Source organism: Streptomyces sp. NPDC087270 (genome assembly GCF_044744625.1).
Lineage (GTDB): Bacteria > Actinomycetota > Actinomycetes > Streptomycetales > Streptomycetaceae > Actinacidiphila.
This window is the reverse complement of the sequence record NZ_JBIUYR010000004.1, coordinates 1-17,425: the sequence shown is the minus strand read 5'-3', so window position 1 is coordinate 17,425 and position 17,425 is coordinate 1. Positions and strand designations below refer to the sequence as shown.

General features: G+C 71.5%; 15 protein-coding genes. 12 read left to right on the top strand and 3 right to left on the bottom strand.

Annotated elements, in window-relative coordinates:
• Nucleotides 1–26: 26 nt before the first annotated feature.
• Nucleotides 27–710 carry a hypothetical protein gene (locus ACIPAE_RS09185; RefSeq protein ID WP_402444481.1) on the bottom strand — a complete coding sequence of 228 codons (684 nt, stop codon included), beginning with the start codon at nt 708–710 and terminating at the stop codon, nt 27–29.
• Nucleotides 711–1,025: 315 nt separating this feature from the next.
• On the opposite strand from ACIPAE_RS09185, the gene ACIPAE_RS09180 reads away from it, so the two are divergent.
• The 5 genes from ACIPAE_RS09180 to ACIPAE_RS09160 all read left to right on the top strand — a co-directional run bounded on the left by ACIPAE_RS09180 (nt 1,026) and on the right by ACIPAE_RS09160 (nt 9,910).
• The gene (locus tag ACIPAE_RS09180; protein WP_402443995.1) at nt 1,026–1,703 is read left to right on the top strand and encodes a helix-turn-helix domain-containing protein; all 678 of its coding nucleotides are present in this window, start codon (nt 1,026–1,028) and stop codon (nt 1,701–1,703) included.
• 1,161 nt (nt 1,704–2,864) lie between these two features.
• Entirely contained in the window at nt 2,865–3,341 is a 477-nt protein-coding gene (locus ACIPAE_RS09175) for a hypothetical protein (protein ID WP_402443994.1), read from the top strand.
• Between the two features lie 361 nt (nt 3,342–3,702).
• Nucleotides 3,703–4,353: a hypothetical protein gene (locus tag ACIPAE_RS09170; RefSeq protein WP_402443992.1), complete on the top strand. Its 651-nt coding sequence runs from the start codon at nt 3,703–3,705 to the stop codon at nt 4,351–4,353.
• 95 nt (nt 4,354–4,448) lie between these two features.
• Nucleotides 4,449–8,066 (top strand): AfsR/SARP family transcriptional regulator, encoded by a 3,618-nt coding sequence (locus ACIPAE_RS09165; RefSeq protein WP_402443990.1) that lies wholly within the window; start codon nt 4,449–4,451, stop codon nt 8,064–8,066.
• A gap of 230 nt (nt 8,067–8,296) precedes the next feature.
• Nucleotides 8,297–9,910, top strand: a complete 1,614-nt coding sequence (locus tag ACIPAE_RS09160) for an MFS transporter (RefSeq protein WP_402443988.1) — start codon at nt 8,297–8,299, stop codon at nt 9,908–9,910.
• A 167-nt stretch (nt 9,911–10,077) separates the two neighbouring features.
• Here the strand turns inward: ACIPAE_RS09160 and ACIPAE_RS09155 are convergent, their stop codons facing one another.
• Nucleotides 10,078–10,890 (bottom strand): DUF5324 family protein, encoded by an 813-nt coding sequence (locus ACIPAE_RS09155; RefSeq protein ID WP_329366960.1) that lies wholly within the window; start codon nt 10,888–10,890, stop codon nt 10,078–10,080.
• A 234-nt stretch (nt 10,891–11,124) separates the two neighbouring features.
• On the opposite strand from ACIPAE_RS09155, the gene ACIPAE_RS09150 reads away from it, so the two are divergent.
• Both ACIPAE_RS09150 and ACIPAE_RS09145 read left to right on the top strand, forming a co-directional pair.
• Nucleotides 11,125–11,658: a peptidylprolyl isomerase gene (locus ACIPAE_RS09150; RefSeq protein ID WP_402443986.1), complete on the top strand. Its 534-nt coding sequence runs from the start codon at nt 11,125–11,127 to the stop codon at nt 11,656–11,658.
• A 141-nt stretch (nt 11,659–11,799) separates the two neighbouring features.
• Nucleotides 11,800–12,678 carry a rhomboid family intramembrane serine protease gene (locus ACIPAE_RS09145; RefSeq protein ID WP_402443984.1) on the top strand — a complete coding sequence of 293 codons (879 nt, stop codon included), beginning with the start codon at nt 11,800–11,802 and terminating at the stop codon, nt 12,676–12,678.
• A gap of 301 nt (nt 12,679–12,979) precedes the next feature.
• On the opposite strand, the gene crgA is transcribed toward ACIPAE_RS09145, so the two are convergent.
• On the bottom strand, nt 12,980–13,231 hold the full coding sequence (gene crgA / locus ACIPAE_RS09140) for a cell division protein CrgA (RefSeq protein WP_329366956.1): 252 nt from the start codon (nt 13,229–13,231) through the stop codon (nt 12,980–12,982).
• 205 nt (nt 13,232–13,436) lie between these two features.
• Here crgA and ACIPAE_RS09135 point away from each other — a divergent pair, with 205 nt between their 5' ends.
• The 5 genes from ACIPAE_RS09135 to ACIPAE_RS09115 all read left to right on the top strand — a co-directional run bounded on the left by ACIPAE_RS09135 (nt 13,437) and on the right by ACIPAE_RS09115 (nt 17,291).
• Nucleotides 13,437–14,156 carry a DUF881 domain-containing protein gene (locus ACIPAE_RS09135; RefSeq protein WP_329374129.1) on the top strand — a complete coding sequence of 240 codons (720 nt, stop codon included), beginning with the start codon at nt 13,437–13,439 and terminating at the stop codon, nt 14,154–14,156.
• 130 nt (nt 14,157–14,286) lie between these two features.
• On the top strand, nt 14,287–14,484 hold the full coding sequence (locus tag ACIPAE_RS09130; protein ID WP_328466688.1) for a hypothetical protein: 198 nt from the start codon (nt 14,287–14,289) through the stop codon (nt 14,482–14,484).
• Nucleotides 14,481–15,137, top strand: a complete 657-nt coding sequence (locus tag ACIPAE_RS09125) for an aminodeoxychorismate/anthranilate synthase component II (protein ID WP_402443982.1) — start codon at nt 14,481–14,483, stop codon at nt 15,135–15,137. Before ACIPAE_RS09130 ends, ACIPAE_RS09125 begins: the two co-directional genes overlap by 4 nt.
• The gene (locus ACIPAE_RS09120) at nt 15,134–16,552 is read left to right on the top strand and encodes a class E sortase (protein WP_402443980.1); all 1,419 of its coding nucleotides are present in this window, start codon (nt 15,134–15,136) and stop codon (nt 16,550–16,552) included. The genes ACIPAE_RS09125 and ACIPAE_RS09120 overlap by 4 nt, the downstream gene beginning before the upstream one ends.
• A complete protein-coding gene (locus ACIPAE_RS09115) occupies nt 16,545–17,291 on the top strand; it encodes a class E sortase (RefSeq protein ID WP_366414207.1) in 747 nt (248 codons plus the stop codon). Before ACIPAE_RS09120 ends, ACIPAE_RS09115 begins: the two co-directional genes overlap by 8 nt.
• Nucleotides 17,292–17,425: the final 134 nt, after the last annotated feature.

Here is a 17,425-nt window from a genome sequence, read left to right as displayed (position 1 = left end):
GCTGGATATCTTGTTCGCGGTGCTGTTCAGAGCCCGAGCGCCGCACGTACTGCGACGCGGGATTCCTCAGGCAGGGAGCGGTACTCCCCCCAGATCCGCTCGGCCGCGCTGAAGACCCGCTCGTCCGCCTCGGCCCAGCCGGCAAGAGCGCGGCGCTCTGCGACGGGCAGCGCGTTGACGGCGCTCAGCACCTTCGCCAGATCCACTACAAGTTCACGGGCACCGAGGCGGCACCGCTGGCACTCGGTGACCAGCTCTTCTTTTGTGGTGCCATCCGGATGGAGCACGTCCCGTCGCGCGATGTCGAGCTGTGCCTGCTCGTAGGTCCCCTCGTAGACGGAACCCGGCGTGATGCCGCACGAGCGGCACATGTTGCCGTCACCGGAGATGACCTCGCGCCGCCTGCCGGCCCCGATGGCGATCGTGCCACGCGGACGGGTTGCCTTCCCGGGCTCCCAGACGGGGATCCCGGGCTTCACGAACCGCTGTTCCACCGGATCGAGGCTCCCGTCCTCTCTGTTCGTGCTGATCACCCACCCGAAGTCCCGCAGGTCGCGCATGCGCCTGTCGACCTGCGAGACACCGGGGAACGCTCGGCGCAGCTCTTCCTTCGTGAAGACTTCGCCTTCACCGACAACGGTCACCAGCCAGAGGGCGACCCGCTTCATCGTTCCCAGGGAAGTGTCTTCCCACGAGGGGAGGTCGGACATTCGCACCAGCACCACCGGATCTTCGGAAGTAGTTCAAGGGGCGGCTGGGCGGGCTGTCGTGCTGAGAGCCCACTGCCACCGGATTATTTATACCACGGTCACGGCGGGACACGATGAGCCCGTATGTTCTAGTTGCGGTGCTTCGTGCAGATATGCGCCCTTCCCGGCAGCGGGGTGCACGAACAGGATTCTTTACAGCGCGGTAGGGTATTCCTCCTTGCAACAGCTTTCCGAGGGCCCGCTGGCCGATGTAGTGTCGACCCGCGTCGCCGCATGGCGGTCGCGCTCTCCCTCGCGTAAGCAGCCGGAGGTCCTGTGCCGCGTACGGTAAAAGTCGACATTGACGGGCGGATCGAGCGGGAATTCACCGCTGCCCTGAACGAGCTGTACTCCCTGTTCGCACCGCTCACGATGGCATCGGTGGCGCGGCGGGTCGGTGTCTCCGAAGCTGCGGTCTCCCACTGGCTCCACGGGCGGCGAGCTCCACAGGAGCGGTCTCTGGCCCGCTTGTACTCCGAGGCGGCGAAGGTAGCGGTGGCTGCGGGGCGCAGCGTTCCTTACCAGCTTGACCAGTTGATCGACATGCGCCATGAAGTCTGCTGCGGCTCCTCGGCCTGCAAGGATCGACGCGCCGCCAGGTCGGTGTCGATGGAGGGGGACCGGCGCAACAGCGGATGTCCACTGGTTCGTGGCGAGGGGGACCGGCGCAACGCGCAGGCGCCGTCCCTCCCGGCGGTCGGCAAGCGCTCGCCGACTGGGGAGGTCCTCGCACTCCTCGGGGCTGGCAAGCGGAATGAGGCATTCCGGATCTTACGCCACATGAGTATCTCAGCGTCGGTAGTGCAGCTTCAGTCCACTGTTGAAATGCTTCTGGAGCACGGCGACGAAGATGCCGCGCGTATCCTCCTCGGGGAAATGGCCGTTCATCGGAGTGGTGGGATGGTAGACATGGTGATCTTCGCGTCTCGTGCGTGGACGGAGGTGCAATCTTGACTCCGCCCTTTTCGGGCGGGTGTTATTCCGGCAGTCAGCGGGCGTGTAGGATCTCCAGCAATCCGTCGAATCCTATTCGCCGGATTGCAAGATGTGAAGCCCTAGAGCGTGCATTCGACGGGCAGTTTTGACGTCGGTGCGTCTAATCATGTGAGAAAGCAGGTCAGGTACTGGTTTACCTCCGTGAGCCGCCGCCCTTCCGGGTCACCGGCTCTATCCAGCCACGCCTTGAAGGAGCCCGGCCGGTCCACGGCCTCGAAAACCGGACCGCACCGGGCCCTCCGAGGAACCCCGTCATGCAGATGCATCGCAAAGGAATCCCTCATGAGCAAGTCTAATCGCCGGCGTCGGCGGGCGTCGCCCAAGGGCGCAGCCCAGAGCCGCCGCGGGCGGGCTAACCGTCCCCGCCGTGGGCGGCGGGCTAACCGTCGTCCCCCCAACCGCGGTTCCCGCAAGCCGTCTGCGCGTTGTGAGCGCTGTGGCCCGTCCGAGTCCCGCAGCCCCCGGGTCCGCAAGGCCCTCGTCCTGTGGTCCTGGGTGGCCCGGGGCTTCGCCGATGCTGCGGGCAACCGCCTGTGGCGGTGGGTGGCCGGCCTGGCCGTCCTCGTCGTGAGGCTGGTGATGCGCAACTTCTAGTGCGACTGGGCCGAACCCCCGCACTCTCGCGGTGTCGGCCAACCGTGCAAGAGGAGTCCACGTAGTGGCACCCGGACGCCGACCCGTTCCGCATCTGCTGCGGTCCGGGTCGGCGGCCTCGTCTTCGCGGGTGCCCGTCCGAGTGTGCAGGCGGCCCCGAGATGAGCAGGGCTGATGCCGGCGGGTGGTCGCCCCCAGGGCACACAACGCGTCGGCCGGGCGGCACACATCTAGCACACACGCCTCGCGAGGGCCCTCACCACCAGCGGAAACAAGGGGGGTGTTTTCCCAGGCCAGTGGCCTGATGGCCGCATCCGCCCAGGTCACGAACCTGCCCCGGAAGAATTTGCAAGGCAGATGTCAGGAGTTCGAATCTCCTAGGCTCCACCGTGTGCTTCGCAGTTCAGCGGCCCCTTCACCCGTCTCGGGTGAAGGGGCCGCTGAGCGTTCGGCACGTATACGGCACCCATTGGTGGCAGGGACGGCGCTACGGTGTGACCGCTCGGACTTGATCTCGGGGGGAACATGCGCATCCGTATTGCCGTCGTGTCCGTCGCCGCGCTGGTCGCGCTGGCCGGCTGCTCGTCGAGCCACCATCACGACGATGCCGGGACGGCCACTCCCGCGACGGCCGTATCGAGCAGCGGCTCGACACCTACCGCGATCAGCCGCGCCACCCCGAGCGGCGCCGCGGGTGCCGGCAAGGACGAACTCGTCGCGGCGGTCCGGACCTATTCCACGGCCTACTTCGCGCCGGACGCTGACAAGGGCTACGCCATGCTGTCCGAGCGCTGCCAGGCCAAGACCGACAAGCACACCTACGGCCAGGAACTCCAGCAGAGCGTCACCGCGTACGGCCACCAGAAGCTCAAGACCGTCACGGTGGACCGGCTCTCCGGCACCCTCGGCACCGTCACTTACACGTACGACAACAGCCTCCTTGACCAGGACGGCCAGGCGTGGGCCCTGGAGAACGGTGCGTGGCGGTACGACGCCTGCTAGGCGGTACGCCGCCGCGACGGCAGCAAGCCCGGACACCGGGACAGCCGGCAGCGGGTTCGGGCCCGCGACACCGTCCTTGCCGTCCTGGCCCGCCGTGGCGTGGTGTTGAGGTGAGCCCTCAACGCCTGGGGAGGACCGGTGGGCCCGGGAGGGCCTCGTTGGCCGGACGGTCCCGGGACGCTCGAGCGGTCGATACTCACCCACCTCGACGCGATCGCTGGAACCCGCCACGTGCGCGGAGGGGCCGCGTTCGTTCGCGCGTCCCCCGTGCCCCTCGGCCTTTCGCGCGCGGGGCATGGGGAGACGGCCCGGCCGGGGAAAGGGCGGGGTTTGGTGGCTGGGGGGCTGGGATGGTGGGGGGATGGTGGAGATGGATGCGGTGGTCGAGGTGGCGGGGCAGGTGGGGGCGGCGCCGTGGGAGGTCGCCTCTGGGGTGCCGGCTTTCGGGTGGGTACGGGTGTCCGGGCGGATGACGGCGGCGGAGGTCGGGACCGTGCTGGCGACCATGGCGGTGTACGGGGGATTGCTCGGGGACGAGGGGGCGGCGGTGGGGGCCGAGGAGTTGGTGCGGGGGCTGCTGGCGGTGGAGAAGGTCATCGCGCCGGGCGGGCTGCGGGTGCGGGACGAGGGGACCGGGGCCGTGGTGGTTCCGGGGTGCTGCTCGGGGTTGGAGGACTGGCGGGAGTGGTGTGAGGTCGCCGACGGGGGCGAGGGTCCGTGGCTCGGGCACGACCCGGCGCCGTGGTTCGAGTGGGACGGCGCGGTGGTGCGGGTGTGGCCGGACGGGCCGGTGGTGGGTCCGGCGGTCGTCGGGCCTCAGGTGGGGCCGCCGGTGGAGATCGCGCCGGCGGAGTTGCCCGGGTTGCTGGCAGGGGTGCAGAGGGAACTGCGGGGGTTCCTCGCGCGGACCGAGGAGTGGGCCGCGCGCCATGCGCCGGGGCTCGGTGCCTCGCTGGTCGCCAAGCTCGACGCGGACCTGGGCGTCGGCGGCGGGGTGGCGCTTCCTGGCTGAGGGCGGCCCGGGACCCTGGGGCGGGGTCCGGTCGCGGGGCGATTCGTCGAACCTGGGCCCGGGGCCGCGGGTGCGACAGAATCGGAGGTGTGGTGATGTTCGGGATTCTGGGGGCGACGCGGGTCATCGGTGTCGATGGCGCCGAGGTCGGGCTGGGTGGGCCGCGCCGGCGGGCCGTGCTCGCCCTGCTCGCGCTGGATGCCGGGCGGGTGGTGGGGGCGGATCGGCTGATCAGCGGCCTGTACGGGGCGGACGTGCCGGCCGGGGCGGCGAACGCGGTGCAGTCGCAGATCTCGCGGCTGCGCCAGGTACTGCCGGTGGCGGTGGAGGGGCACCCGTCGGGGTACCGCCTCGCGGCGGAGCCGGATCAGGTGGACGCGTACCGGTTCGAGCGGCTGGCGCGGCGCGGGCGGGAGGCGCTGGCGGCCGGGCAGCCGGACGTGGCCGCCGGGCGGCTGCGGGACGCCCTCGGATTGTGGCGGGGCCCCGCGCTGGCGGATGTGGGGGACGCGCCGTTCGTGGTGGCCCAGGCGGCGCGGTGGGAGGAACTGCGGCTGGGGGCGGTGGAGGACCGGGTCGACGCGGAGTTGGCGCTCGGCCGGCATCGCGAGGTGGTCGCGGAACTGGGGGAGTTGGTGGCCGCGCATCCCCTGCGGGAGCGGCTGCGGGGGCAGTTGATGCAGGCGCTGTACGGCAGCGGGCGGCAGGCGGAGGCGCTGGCGGCGTACGACGTCGCCCGGCGGGAGCTGGCCGACTCGCTGGGGGCCGACCCGGGGCCGGAGCTGGCCGCGGTCCACCTCGCGGTGCTGCGCGGCGACCCGGCGCTGATGCCGGACCGGTCGCCGGACCTGTCGCTGGACCTGTCGCTGGACCGGCCGTTGGGTGGAGCGATCAGCGGGGCACCGGGCAGCCCGGCCGTCGGGACAGGTACGTCGGAGCTGCCCGCGTCCGCCGGTTCGACGGCGCCGGGCGGCACCACGCCCGCGCCCCCCTCCCCGGACGGGCCCGCGGCCGTACCGCTCGGGACAACCGCGCATGTTCCACGTGAAACAGTCCCGGAGGCTCATGTTCCACGTGGAACATCGCCGCGGGCCCACCACGAACTTCCGGCCCAGCTCACCAGCTTCGTTGGCCGCGAGACGGAAATCGCCCGGCTCGGCGAGCAGTTGGCGCACCGCCGGCTGGTCACGCTGATCGGCCCCGGCGGCGCGGGCAAGACCCGGCTCGCGGTGGAGGTGGCCGGGCGGCACCCGGACGACGTGAGGTTCGTGGAACTGGCCGGCCTCGACGACGGCGCAGCCTTGGCCCGGGCTGTCCTCGCCGGCCTCGGACTTCGCGAGGGCGGGCTGTTGCCGGCCGGCGGCCCGGGGGCCGCGACCACCTCCGGCGCCGCGGGCGGCGGCGGCAGCGCCACCCCCGACCCGCTGGCCCGGATCACAGCCGCGCTGGCCGACCGCCCGCTGCTGCTCGTACTCGACAACTGCGAGCACGTGGTGGCCGAGGCCGCCTACTTCGTCGAGCGCCTGCTCGCCGGGTTGCCCCTGCTCCGGGTCCTCGCCACCAGCCGCGAAGCGCTCGGCATCAACGGCGAGGTGCTCTGCCCGGTGCCGACCCTGGCGCTTCCGCAGCCGGGCGCCGACCGTGGCATGGTGCTCGCCTCCCCTGCGGTGCGGCTCTTCGTGGCGCGTGCCGAGGCCGTCCGTCCCGACTTCGACCCGACCGCCGACCCGGCGACCGTGGACGCCGTGCTGCGGCTGTGCACCGCCCTCGACGGACTGCCGCTGGCGATCGAGCTGGCCGCGGCCCGGCTGCGTTCGCTGTCGGTCGTCGACATCGCCGCCCGGCTCGGCGCGCTGCCCGCCACCGACGACGAGGTGCCGTACAGCCTCGGCGTGCGGCCGGACGCGCTCTTCCGGCTGCTGTCCCGTGGCAGCCGCACCGCGCAGCCGCGTCAGCGCACCCTGCGCGGGGTCGTGGAGTGGAGCTGGGAGCTGCTCCCGGCGGACGAGCGGGCGGTGCTGCGCCGTGCTTCGGTCTTCGCCGGCGGATGGACGCTGGCCGCCGCGGAGGTGGTCTGCGCGGACCAGCCCGAGCAGCCGTCCGACCCACTTGACCAGTCCGACCGGACCGGCGCCGACGGGAGCCGTCCTCCCGCCGCCGGCACTCCCCGCATCGCCCCGGACGACGTCCTCGACCTGATCGCCGCGCTCGTCGAGAAGTCCCTCGTGGTGGCCCAGCAGCCCGACCCCTCCGGCCGGGTCCGCTACCGCATGCTGGAGTCGATCCGCGCCTACGGCGCCGAGCGGCTGGCCGAAGCAGGCGAGGCCGGGCGCACCCAACGGGCCCACATCGCCTACTTCCTGGACTTCGCGCTCGACGCCGACCCGCACCTGCGCCGCGCAGAACAGGTGGAGTGGCTGCGGCTGTACTCCGACGACAACGACAACTTCCGGGCCGCCCTGCACCGCTCCCTCGCCGCCGGCGACATCCCCGCCACGATGCGGCTGATCGCGGCGCTGTCGTCGTACTGGCTGCTGCGCGGGGTGCGTTACGAGGGATTCAGGGCCGCTCGGCAGGTGCTCGCGGAACTCGGGCCGAACCCGCCGGAGGGCATGGAGGAGGAGTACGCCCTCTGCGTGCTGGCCGTGGTCGGCGCGCTCTCTGACGCCGAGGCGTACGCCGAACACGTGGCGGCGGCCACCGTCGTCGTCGACCGGATGCAGCGGATATCCCGGCGCTTCCCCGTCCTCACGCTGCTGTGGGCGCCGTTCGCGGGGGCGCCGGACGAGAGCCTCGACACCCTCGCGGTGCTGGAGGAGGTGCTCTCCGAGCGGGACGACCCGTGGTACCGCGCGCTGGGCCACCTCGGCGCCGGCTTCCAGGCGTGGATGTCGCACGCCGACGCGGACGCCGCGCAGCGCGAATGCGGCCTCGCCTTCGAGTACTTCGAGCAGCGGGGCGACCGCTGGGGCATGATCACCTGCCTCAACGTGCTCGCCGATCTCGCCGACTACCGCGGCCGGCTCCAAGAGGCCATCGACCTGCTCGGCCGCGCCCTGCAACTGGCCGAGGAACTGGACTCCGCCCTGGACATGGCCGAACTGCTCTGCAACCGCGCCGCGTACAGCCTGCAGGCGGAGGAGTACGAGGCCGCGACCGCGTACTGCGAGCGGGCCCTGCAACTGTCCCGGCGGGCCGGCTCGCCGGAGACGCTGGCGATGGCCCACCTCGGGCTCGGCGAGGCCGCCCGGCTGGCCGGCGACCTCACGAGGGCACGGGCGCTGTGCGAGCAGGCACTCCAGGAGTGCCCGCGCGGCTGGTTCTCCAGCGACAGCATGCGTTCCTCGGCGCTGGTCGCACTCGGGCGGATCGCGGTGGCCAAGGGCGACGCGGCAGGTGCCCGGGACCGGCTTCGGGAGGCAGCCACGAACGGTGGGGTGTCGATGCAGTTCCCGATGACCGGCGCGCTCGTGGCCGTGGCCGCCGCCGGGCTCGCGGTGCTGACCGGCGACCCGCACCGGGCCGCGTTGCTGCTCGGTGCCGCGCACGCCCTGCGCGGGGGCCCGCCCGGCGGACCCGACGCCCGGGCCGCGGACGCCGCCGCTCGTACGGCACTGGGCGACGGCCGTTACGAGCAGGCGTACGCGAGCACCGCCGGGCTGGACCGGGCGGCCGCGCTCGCCCGGGCGACGGAGTACCTCGTGGGCGTGTGACGCGACTCGCGGTCGCTGCGCCCCACTCCTGCCCGCTGCTCCCCGCGCCGGCCGGCCGCTCACCGCCCCGGCACCACCCCTGCGACCTCCCCCCAGCGCGTCCCGCGGAACCCGCGCGCACAGCACCCGACCCGCGCGCACAGCCCCCCGACCTGCACGGACATCCGCTGTCAGCGCGCGGTGCGCCGCCGGTCAGCGCGCGGTCAGCGCCCCCGCCCACGCTCGTCCCCATGACGACGACATCTCCGACCCCGACGCCCGGTGCGGTGGACGGGGGCCGCCGCTGGGCCGTACTGGCCATCTGCTGCGTGGCCGCCGCCCTCCTCGGCATCGACAACAGCGTGCTGAACTACGCGCTGCCGAGCCTGTCCGACCAGCTCCACCCGTCCTCCACGCAACTGCTGTGGATCGTCGACGTGTACGGCTTCGTCCTCGGCGGTCTGCTGATCTTCGCGGGCAGCCTGGGCGACCGGATCGGCCGCAAGCGGCTGCTGCTGATGGGCGTGGCCGGCTTCGGCGCCGCCTCCGCGCTCACCGCCTACGCCGACGGCCCGGGGACGCTGATCGCCTCCCGCGCGCTGCTTGGCGTCGCGGGGGCGACGATCATGCCCTCCACCCTGTCCCTGGTCCGCAACGCCTTCACCGACCCCAAGGAGCGCACCACCGCGATCGGGGTGAGCAGCGGCGTCGGCGCGGCCAGCTTCGCGCTCGGCCCGGTCGTCGGCGGTCTGCTGCTCGACCACTTCTGGTGGGGTTCGGTCTTCCTGATCAACGTGCCGTTGATGGCACTGGTGCTGGCGGTCGGCACGGTCATCCTGCCGGAGTCCAGGAACCCGCACCCGGGCCGGCTCGACTGGATCAGCGTGCCGCTGTCGATCGTCGGGATGCTCGGCATCATCTACGCGATCAAGACCGCCGCCCGCAACGGCGTCGACGACCCCGCGGTGTGGATCAGCGCGGTGGTCGGGGCGATCTCCCTGACCGCCTTCCTGCGCCGTCAGAGGCGGCTCGCCGTGCCCCTGCTGGACCTGGGGTTCTTCCGCAACGCGGCGTTCTCCGGTGCCCTGGCCTCGAACACCGTCGCGCTGTTCACCTCGTCCACGCTCTCGCTGGCCTGCTCGCTCTACTTCCAGGTCGTGCACGGCTGGTCGCCGCTCATGGCGGGCCTCGCGCTGCTGCCCGGTCCGCTCTCGGCGGCCGTCGGGGCGCCCGCCTCCTCGGTGCTGGTCCACCGCGTGGGCCGGGCCCGTACGGTCGCGCTCGGCCTGCTGCTGATGTCCGTGAGCACCGCGGCGCTCGCCCGGGTCACCCCGCACACCGACTACTGGCACCTGCTGCCGATCCTCGTCGTGAACGGCCTCGGCGTCACCTTCACCTTCGCCGTCACCTCCGACACGATCCTGGCGAGCGTGTCCAGGAAGCGGGTCGGTGCGGCCGCGGCGATCTCCGAGACCGGCATGGAGCTGGGCGGCGCGCTCGGCATCGCGATCCTCGGCTCGGTGCTCACCACCCTGTACCGCAACGACCTGCGGCTGCCGGGGCAGCTGAGCGCCGATCAGAGGGCGGCGGCCCGTGAGTCCGTGGCGGGCGGGGTACAGACGGGCGGGCAGCTCGCCGGGGCGACCGGGCAGCACGTCGTGGACGCGGCCCGGCAGGCGTTCACCCACAGCATGCACATCACCATGCTGGCCGCCGCGGCGGTGATGCTGGTCGGCTCGGTGTTCGCGCTGCGCATGCTCAAGGGCGTCCCCGCAGTGCTGGACCAGCACGCCGAAGACGCCGACCCGATGATGCCGGAGCAGTCGGGCGCCGGTTCGGAAGCGGAGCACGCGGCGACGGCCTGAGCCGAGCGGCCACCGCGCCGCACGGGCATCCACTCCCGATGTCCACCGGGTCCCTGACGTCCACCAGATCCCCGACGTTCACCGCTCCCCCGACGCCGCACCGGCCGGCGTCGGGGCGACGCCGGCCGGTGCGGTTCCCAGCGGTGTGGAGCAGGTCCGCCGGGTTCCTACTGGTCCCCTTCTTCCCGCTTGCGGTCCGCCTCCGCCTGCTTCGCGCGTACCTCGTCGTCCAGGTCGCCGGCCCCGGCGGAGCCGTCGACGTGGTCGATCGTGGACGCCGAGCCGGCCGAAGAGCCGTTCACGGAGCCGCCGTCGAGCGGGTCCACCACCGTGAGGGTGGCGCTGCCGTTCATCGATGCCCGGTCCGCCACATCGGTGGCCTCGGACGGCTCGACCAGCCATTCCGGGTTGTTCTGCTTGTTCCACCACCTCCAGGCGGCGACCGCGGCGCCGCAGCACACGGCCACCAGCACCACGTCGCGAGCGGTCCGCCCGGCCTTCCTGCGGAACACCCGGCGCCGGACCAGCCGGTCGATGTCGGTGGCGGACACCTGGCCGCGCAGGGCCTGCAGGGCGGCCGCACCGCGCAGCACGACCTCGTCCTTGGCCGGCCCGGCCACGGAACGGGTCGCGGCGACCGCGGTACCGACCTTCGGGGCCGTGTACTCGGTGGCGGCCTTCGCGCCGTCCGCGGTGCGGCGGGCCGCGGTCTCCACGGCACTCGCGGCCTTGGGCGGCACCGCGGCCCACGCCTGGTCACGGGCCTGGCCGACCCGGGGGGCGAGCTTGGCCTCGTACTGCTGCCTGGCGACGGCTCCCGCCTGGCGCCCGTAGACGCCGGCCTGCCTGCCGTACTGCCTGCCGTAGACCACAGCGTTCTCCTTCGCCGTGGTCGCGTACGGTGCCGCCACCTCCGCGGCGTGCCGCACGCTGTCCTTCGTCACGTCGGCCGCGTGGCGCACGCTGTCGATGCGGGTCACAGGAACCTCCTCCTCGGTGGTTCGGTGGCGTACGGTTTTCGCCTGTCCACCCGGTTTGAAATCATGCCCGGCCGCCCGAAGTACGGCATGTGCGGCAAGCCATACGGGTCAGTCGGCCCGATTCCCGTGGTACCCGCCGCGGTGGCCCGGGCAGGGACGGCGATCGGGCCCACGGCACCGGACGGACCGTGCGAGGATTTGTCCCTGTCAGTGAAGATTCATGGAAGGTAGAACGTGGCCGAGCAGCTCTACGCCACCTTGCGGACCAACCACGGGGACGTCGTGATCCGGCTGCTGCCGAACCACGCCCCGAAGACGGTCGCGAACTTCGTCGGGCTCGCCGAGGGCAGCCGGGAGTGGACCGATCCGCGGACCGGTGATCCGTCGCACGGGAAGCTCTACGACGGCACCGTCTTCCACCGCGTCCTGTCGGGCTTCATGATCCAGGGCGGCGACCCGCTGGGGGACGGGACCGGCGGCCCCGGCTACGAGTTCCCCGACGAGTTCCATCCCGACCTGGCCTTCGACCGGCCCTACCTGCTGGCGATGGCGAACGCGGGCCCGAACACCAACGGCTCGCAGTTCTTCGTCACCGTGGCGCCCACCACCTGGCTGACCCACAAGCACACCATCTTCGGCGAGGTCGCCGACGACGCCAGCCGGAAGGTGGTGGACGGCATCGTCGGCACCCCGACGAACCCGCACACCAACCGCCCGCTCAGCGACGTGGTCCTGGAGACGGTGCTGATCGAGCGGCGCACCTCCTGACGCCGATCCCGTAGTCTTCGGGGAACACCGCGCCCCGCCCGCACGTACTAGTGGGCGGGGCGTACGGGTGCACAGCCGGCGCAGGGCGCGGGCACAGGTGCGCGCGAGTTGTCGTCGGGTGTCGTCAGGGGAGTGGACTTCATGGACCAGCCGGTCTGCTGCTATCGGCACCCGGACCGGGAGACCGGTATCCGCTGCACGCGGTGCGAGCGGCCGATCTGCCCGGCGTGCATGGTCAGCGCGTCGGTCGGGTTCCAGTGCCCGGACTGCGTGGCCCAGGCCAACCAGTCCGCCCACCACACCTCCCAGCCCCGTACGGTCACCGGCGGCCGGGTGGGTGCGGGCGACCCGTTCCTGATCACGAAGATCCTCATCGCGGTGAACGTCGCGCTGTGGCTGGTGGAGCTGGCGGTCGGCGGGTCCGGCGCCGGCACGGTGTCGGAGAACTACGGGCTGTACGCGGTCTGCGGGCACGACATGTTCGGCCACCAGGTGTGCGGCGGCGCCGCCGACGGTCAGTGGTACCGGGTGATCACCTCGGCGTTCCTGCACGAGCGCACCAACCCGCTGCACATCGGCTTCAACATGCTGACGCTGTGGTGGATCGGCGCCCCGCTGGAGCAGCGGATCGGCCGGGCGCACTACCTCGCGCTGTACTTCGTCTCCGCGCTGGGGGCGAGCGCCGCGGTGCTGCTGCTCGCGCCGGACGCGCTCACCATCGGCGCCTCGGGGGCGATCTTCGGACTGTTCGGCGCGACCGCCGTCTACATGCGGCGGGCGCGCTACGACATGCGACCGATCCTGATCCTGCTCGGCCTGAACATCCTCTTCAGCTTCACCTGGAGCGGGGTGAGCTGGCAGGCGCACGTCGGCGGTCTGGTGGCCGGCACCCTGGTGGCCATAGGGATGCTCTACGCCCCGCGGGAGCGGCGGTCAGCGGTGCAGTGGGGGTCCACCGCGGCGGTGCTGCTGGCCTCGATCGCCATCATCGGCGTGGCTGTGGCGCAAGTCACGTCCTGACCGTGGAGGACCGTCGAGCCGGCCCGTGTCCCTGGCGTTGATCAGACGTTATCCACAGCGGGACGGAATCTCCTGAGGCGGCTCACCGCGTTGTGCACAACTGGTGGGAAGCGCTGTGCGGAGGGTCACCGGACCCGGTTTGACCAGGTTTTCCCTGCAAGATCAACGAAAGACCGGTGGCCGCCGCAGCGACCACCGGTCGTACCGGCGTCAACTCCGTAGAGGTTATCCACAGATCTTCTGACCTTTTCCCCACTGTGGATAACCGTGTGGACAAGTGCGCGAGACCAACCCCGACGTGCTACTTCCACTGCGTGGAGACGACGAAGCCGCCGGCGATGAAGCCGAAGCCGACCACGATGTTCCAGTTGCCGAAGGCGTCCACCGGGAGGTCGCCCCGCGTCACGTAGAACAGGACGATCCAGGCCAGCCCGACGACGAAGAACGCCAGCATCAGCGGCGCGACCCAGCCGCGGTTGCCGAGCTTTATCGCGGTGGCCTTGGAGGGCGGCGGGGTGAAGTCCGCCTTCTTGCGAATCCGTGACTTCGGCACGAGGGATCTCCTGTCGATGCGCTGCGTAACCGCACGGGTCTGTGGGGTCAGCCTGGCGGGTGAGGGACGGTGGGAGGCGGTGCCGCTCCCGGGCGTCCGTTAGCGTAGTGCTTCCCTTGGGTTGTAAGGAGAAGGGTATTTGGTGACCGGAGCCGGTGGCACCTCCCCCGCCCCTACATCTCGCGCTGTATCCCGCACGGTAGCGCTGCGCGTGCTCAGTGCGGGAGTCTTCGCGCTGGCCGGACTGATCTTCTGGACCAGCTTCGACACCGCCAAGGGCGTCGACATCCGCAGCGACGACCCGCTGCCGAAGCTGTCGGACAACATCCGGGCGAAGAACGCGCAGAACGAGAAGCTGGACAAGTCGCTCGCGGACGTGCGCTCCGACGTGGACCGGCTGACCCGGCAGCGCGGCGGGCTCAGCCCCGCCGAGCGGGCCCGGATCGACGCCCTCGGCAAGGCGGCCGGCACCTCCCCGCTGACCGGACCGGCCCTCGAGGTCACGCTCGACGACGCCCCGCCGAACGCCACCCCGCTGGTGCCCGGCGTGCCCGACCCGCAGCCGAACGACCTGGTCATCCACCAGCAGGACCTCCAAGCCGTGGTCAACGCGCTGTGGCAGGGCGGCGCCCAGGGCATCCGCATCATGGACCAGCGGCTGATCGCGACCAGCGCGGTCCGCTGCGTCGGCAACACCCTCATCCTCCAGGGCCGGGTGTACTCCCCGCCCTACCGCATCACCGCGATCGGCGACCGGAGCCGGCTGCGGAAGGCGATCGACGCCAGCCCGGCGATCCGCAACTACCTCCAGTACGTGCAGGCGTACGGCCTCGGCTGGAAGGTGGCGGCAGCCGGCCGGACCACGCTGCCCGGCTACACCGGATCGGTGGACCTCCGCTATGCGAAGCCTGTGGACCAGCCGTGAACGGCCCCGCCGACCGGCCCGCACGGGCGCGCGCACAGGTCGATCCCATGCCGAAGCTTTGTCCCATGGACCCCCCTTGGTCGCCGATCTCCCTTTACCCTGTTGCGGGGACTCAGAAGGAAGGCACCGCATGTACGGCTGGATCTGGCGGCATCTGCCGGGCAACCTGTGGGTGAGGGCGTTGATCTCACTCCTGCTGGTCCTCGCGGTCGTCTACATCCTCTTCCAGTACGTGTTCCCGTGGGCGGAGCCGCTGCTGCCGTTCAACGACGTGACCGTCGACAACGGGATGACCGCAGTCCAGCACGGGGTGGCCGCAGTCCGATGAGCGCACGCATTCTCGTGGTCGACAACTACGACTCCTTCGTCTTCAACCTGGTCCAGTACCTCTACCAACTCGGCGCCGAGTGCGAGGTGCTGCGCAACGACGAGGTGGAACTCGCGCCCGCCGACGAGGGGTTCGACGGGGTGCTGCTCTCCCCCGGCCCCGGCACCCCCGAGGAGGCCGGGGTGTGCGTGGACATGGTCCGGCACTGCGCGGAAACCGGCGTACCGGTCTTCGGCGTCTGCCTTGGTGTGCAGTCCATGGCGGTGGCCTACGGCGGAGTGGTCGGCCGGGCGCCGGAACTGCTGCACGGCAAGACCTCGGCGGTGGTGCACGAGGGCTCCGGCGTCTTCGCGGGGCTGCCCTCGCCCTTCACCGCCACCCGGTACCACTCGCTCGCGGTCGAACGGGACACGCTGCCCGACGAGTTGCGGGTGACCGCCTGGACGGAGGACGGGATCATCATGGGGCTCCGGCACCGCGAGGCCGCCGTCGAGGGCGTGCAGTTCCACCCGGAGTCGGTGCTCACCGAGTGGGGACACCGCATGCTCGCCAACTGGCTCGCCGAGTGCGGCGAACCGGAGGCGGTGGAACGGTCGCACGGACTGGCCCCGGTGGTCGGGACGGGCGTACCCGTCGGGAAGGCCGGGAGGTGACCACGCTCCGGCCGGAGCGTGCCTCCGACGGCCCGATGTCCTACGAGGACACCGGGCAGTTCGAGGTTGCCGTCGGACAGCTCGCGGACCCGCTCAACGACCCGCTGCCCGGCCGCCCTCCGGTGGTCGAGGGTCCGCCGCAGCCGCTGGGTTCGCCGGGGCCGCTGGGATCGCCGCAGCACCAGGGCCCGCCGCAGTCGCAGCCGCAGGGGCCGCAAGGACCTCCGCAGTCACACGGCTCGCCCTGGTTCCGCGCGGAGGAGATGGCACGGCAGCCGCAGCCCGAGCCGATGGCGCCGCCGACACAGCCGCCGCCGGCACAGCCGGCGCCGATCGGGGAACCGGCCGCTCCGGACCTGATGCCCGGCCCCGTTCGCTCACCCGCCCCCGCCCCCGCCCCGGCCCCGGCACCCGAACCCCTGTCCGTGCCGGAGCCGGACGAGACCGCGCAGATGCCCCTCCTTGCCGACGCGGACGGGCCGGGCCCCACGGCCACCCTCGCGCCGGTGCCAGGATCACCCGGTGCCGGGCCGGCCGGAGTGGACGGTGGCCGCGCCGCCAGGCGCAAGGCGGCCGCCCGCGGCGGCGGCCACCGGGCCCGGGGCCGTAACGGCCCCTCCACGGCCGCGGCGAACGCCGCTGCCGGCTCCGCCGCAGAGCACGCCGAGCAGCAGCCGGCCGTGCCGCTGAGCCGGGTGGAGGCCCGCAGGGCCGCCAAGGCCGCCAAGGACAGCCCCGCGGTGGTGATCAGCCGGATCGTCGGCGAGCTGTTCATCAGCCTCGGCGTCGTGATGCTGCTGTTCGTCACCTACCAGTTGTGGTGGACCAACGTCCGGGCGCACGCCCAGGCCAACAGCGCGTCGAACAACCTGGAGCACCAGTGGGACAGCGGCTCGGGTGATCCCAGCCGGGCGGCGGGCACCTTCTCCCCCGGCCAGGGCTTCGCGATCATGTACATCCCGAAGCTGGACGTCAAGGCCCCGATCGCCCAGGGCGTCAGCACCACCAAGGTGCTCAACAAGGGCATGATCGGCCACTACGACGGCGCTCCCGTGAACACCGCGATGCCGTGGGACAAGACCGGCAACTTCGCGGTCGCCGCCCACCGCAACACCCACGGCGAGCCCTTCCGCTACATCAACCACCTGGTCGCCGGCGACCAGGTCGTGGTCGAGACCTCCACCACGTACTACACCTACACCGTGACCAGTTCGCTGGCGACCACCCCGCCCAGCAACGTCAGCGTCCTCGAACCCGTACCGCCCGGGTCCGGCTTCACCAAGCCGGGCCGTTACATCACGCTCACCACGTGCACCCCCGAGTTCACCAGCACCAACCGGCTGATCGTCTGGGGCAAGCTCACCGAGGAGCGTGCGCGCAGCAAGGGCAAGCCCGACGCGCTCGTCAATGGCTGAGGGCGCGACAACAGAACGGAACAGCGTGACCACCGAGAACCGCACCGGGCGGGGCCGAGTCGCGGCCACCATCAGCGTCATCGGCGAGGTCCTCATCACCGTGGGGCTGGTCCTCGCGCTGTTCGTCGTCTACTCGCTGTGGTGGACGAACGTGATCGCCGACCGGCACGCGCGCAAGGCGGGCGACAAGGTCCGCAAGGACTGGGCCCAGGGCCCGTCCGGCGGCGGCAACAGCGCCCCGCGCGGCCTGGACACCAAGGACGGCATAGGTTTCCTGCACGTGCCGGCGATGGGCAAGCACTACGAGGTGCTGGTGAAGAAGGGCACCTCCACCGACGTGCTCAACGAGGGCGTGGCCGGCTATTACACCAAGCCCACGCCGTCCGCGATGCCCTGGGACAGCACCGGCAACTTCACCGTCGCCGCGCACCGCGACGGCCACGGCGCCAAGTTCCACAACATCGACAAGATCCACGACGGCGACCCGATCGTCTTCGAGTCCAAGGACACCTGGTACGTCTACAAGGTCTACAAGGTCCTCGACCAGACCTCGAAGTACAACGTCGCGGTGACCGACCAGGTCCCCAAGGAGTCCGGCAAGACCAAGCCGGGCCGCTACATCACGCTCACCACCTGCACGCCCGTCTACACCTCGCTCTACCGCTACGTGGTCTGGGGCCAGCTGGTGCGCACGCAGAAGGTCGACCCGCAGCGCACCCCGCCGGCAGAGCTGAAGTGACGCGGCGGTAGCCGGACACGACGCAGGGCCCGCAGGCGGGCTTGGGTTCTAGTGGTCCTCGCAACACCCGTGATCTGTGGGAGTTGCGAGGACCGTGGGCGTTGAGCGTGCTGGTCTTGCTGGGTTGCGGGAGC